The sequence below is a fragment of the Micromonospora sp. genome (genome assembly GCF_048594385.1).
GTDB classification, from domain to species: Bacteria; Actinomycetota; Actinomycetes; order Mycobacteriales; family Micromonosporaceae; genus Micromonospora; species Micromonospora wenchangensis.
Genome location: NZ_JBMDWU010000037.1, coordinates 1 through 3,106, shown reverse-complemented (window position 1 = coordinate 3,106; position 3,106 = coordinate 1). Strand labels below are relative to the sequence as shown.

Here is a 3,106-nt window from a genome sequence, read left to right as displayed (position 1 = left end):
GTCGGGCCGCCCGACCGGCTCCGGCGGCCGGTGCGGCCCGTCCGCCGGCGGGCCGACGGACCCGGGGCCACCGGCGCGACCGGTGGGCGCGGGATCGGCGTCGGTGCCGACGAGTTCCACCGCGGCGTCGTCCACCGTGGTACGCAGCCGCCCGCCCGCGTTACCCCGCAGCTCGGTCTCGACCAGCCGCACCGGTCGGCGCGTCTGCACCAGCACCCCCGGGCCGGTGTTGCCGAACACCTCGCACCCGGTCACCTCGCCCTGCGACTCCCCGGCGAACCACACCCCCGGCCCGTCGCCGCCCCGTACCCGGCTGCGCCGCAGCTGCACCGTCGCCTGGCGCTGTGCGGTCAACCCGGCACCCCGGCTGCCGAGCACGTCCACACTGGTGGCCCGCAGCCGCCCGGCCGACACGACGAGACCGGTGGCGCAGTCGCGCAGGGTCGTCCCCTCCACGGTCAGCTCCCCGTCGGTCACCGACACCCCGGCCGACCCGGCGTCGGTCACCGCTCCCCCTCGCGCCCGCAGCCGCGCCGACTCCGCGACCCGCAGCCCCTCCTGCGTCGGCGCGGTGACGGTCAGGTCGTCGACCTCGGGCCGGGAGGTACCCCGGGCCAGCAGCCCGGACCGGGTCCGGACGATCGTCACCTCCCGGGCGCTGCCGGTCGCCGCGTCGGCGAAGAGCAGGCCGACCCCGTCGGTGGCGGTCAGCGTGCCGCCCTCGATCCGGGGCGCCGCCGTGCCGCTGACCACCACCGCCGCCCCGGTCGTCGTCTCGACCCGTAACCCCAGGTAACTGCCGGTGGCGGCGGCCTGCACGCTCAGCCCGTGCCCGCCCTCGACGCCGAGGACGCAGTCGCGCAGCGTCGGGTCGGCAGCCCCGTCGACCAGCACCGCCGGGCCGGTCGCCGTGCGGATCTCGCAGCCGGTCAGCTCGGGCCTGCCACCGGTCACCAGCACCGGGGTGCCACCGGTGTCCACGATCCGGGTGTCGAACAGCCGGACCGTGCCGTCCTCGACCACCACGCCGGGGCCGTCGACGGCGGAGACCACGCACTGCTCGATCAGCCCCCGGCCGCCGCCGGTGCACAACAGCCCGCTGCCGCGTACGTCGGTGATCGTGCAGCCGCGCAGCACCGGGTCGCCGCCGGTGACGGCGACCGCCACGGTGCCGATCCCGGCGACCGTGGTTCGGACGATCTCACCGGTGCCGGCGCGTTCGAACAGCAGGCCCGCCCCGGCGGGGTTGCCCACCCGGCAGTCCCGCATGGTCAGCTCGCCCCGGGGCACGTGCACCGCGACGACACCACCGGCCCGTACGCCGCACCGGGTGAGCTCCAGCCGGCCGCCGCCGACCTGGATGGCCGGCATGTGCCCGCCACCACCGAGCAGCTCGATCCCGTGCAGCGTCACCTCTCCCGCGCCGACGTGCAGCGCCACCCCGTCGCCCCCGTCGATGGTGACCGTGCCCGGTCCCTCCTCGGCGATCAGCGTCACGTCGCCGCCGAGCTGGAGCTGTTCCCGGTACACCCCCGGCTGCACGACGACGGTGGCACCGGCCGGGGCGACGGCCAACGCACCGGCGATCGTCGGCGGGCACCCCGGTTCCGTCTGGGAGACCGCCATCACGGTGCTGTTCACCTCTCACCACCCTCTCGTCTGGTTGATCCCCCGCCCACCGCACCCCGCCGGCCGACCGGCGACGGGCGGGTTCCGTCGTGCCGACCCGCCCCACCACCGGCGGTCACCCCGACGGCGGGGCGAACAACCGCCCCGCCCCGTCGACGCCGACCCCCACCGCCAGCGGCGGGGTGCCGCCGCCTGCCGCGTCCCCCACCCCGGCGACCGCCCGCAACCGCTGCAACGTCTGCTCGCCGCCCCGGGTCGGCCGGCCGGCCGGTAACTCCCGCAGGAACACCTGACGCAGCTCGCGGTCGCCCACCGGCTCGTCCGCCAGCACCTGGAAGCAGGTCCCGGCGGGGAAGACCGCCGTACCGTCGGTGCGGGATCCGGTGTGGACGCCGGCCGGTGTGGCGCGGGCCCCGGTGCCGGTCGTGCCGAGACCGCCCAGCCGGCGGGCGCCGACGGACCAGATCACGAACCGCACCCCGGTGTCCGGCGCCGGCGCGGGCGTCGGGTCGACGTCGAGGAAGGCCGGCTCCACCAGCAGCGTGCCGGGCGGGTAGCCGCCCGGCGGTGCGACGGCCGCGGCGCGGAAGACCGGGCCGAAGACCACCGGCAGGCGACGCAGGCCGTAGCCCACCCAGCGGGCCAGCACCGCCTGATCGTCGGCCGGCGCGGCGTCGCCCCGCAGGACCGCGTTCACCGTCTCCCGTTCGCCGACGCAGTAGGCGCGGACCGCGACCAGGCCCGCCGGCAGGTCCGGCGCGCTCACCGCGGCCACCCGCAGGCCGGGTTCCTCCGCCAGGGTCCGGGTCACCACCTGCGTGTACGAGTCGTAGCGGCCGGCGAGGATCCGCCGCAGCGACGTCCGGTCCCCGGCGGTGGGCGCACTCCCGTCCAGCCGGAACGTCACCGGGACCCGCGTCGGGCCCGGCGGGGCCGGTCGCGGTCCGGGGACGGCGGCCGGCGGCACGCCGGGGTCGCCGGTCACCGGGCCGGACGCCGGTTCCGGTCGGCCCGGCACCGCGTCGGGCGTCCCGACCGGGATGTCCGGACGGTCGGGTGCCGGGGCCGGTTGGTCGTGGGCTGCGTCGGGTGGCACGGTCGGGTCGGGGGCCGGGCTCTGCGGGCCGGGCGGGGCCGCGTCCGTCGGCTCCGGGGCCGGCGGACGGACGTCCCCGGTCACCTCCGGCGACGCGACCCGCAGCAGGTCGAGTGAGGGAGCGGCGATCCGCTGCCACCGGTGCACACAGTCCACCGGCACGGCTGCCGGGTCGACGGCCGACGCGGACACGCCGACCAGGAGCACGCCCGGGGTGTACGGGGCCGCACCGGCACCGTCCGACGGCACGGCGGCCGGCCCGGCCCGGCGGGCGGCGGTCACGACGGGCGCGGCACGGGTCGTGGCGGGCGCGGTGCCGGTTATGGCGGGCGCGGTGCCGGTCGTGGCCGGCGCGGCACCGGTCGTGGCCGGCGCGGCACC

General features: G+C 78.3%; 1 protein-coding gene and 1 pseudogene. Both read right to left on the bottom strand.

The window, feature by feature from the left end; all coding sequences use genetic code 11:
- Positions 1 to 1,641, bottom strand: a 1,641-nt coding sequence (locus ACOJTC_RS01520) for a right-handed parallel beta-helix repeat-containing protein (protein ID WP_420115447.1), incomplete at its 3' end; no start/stop codon positions are given.
- A 103-nt stretch (positions 1,642 to 1,744) separates the two neighbouring features.
- Positions 1,745 to 3,106 (bottom strand): annotated as a pseudogene (locus ACOJTC_RS01515) (hypothetical protein); the annotation flags it as partial.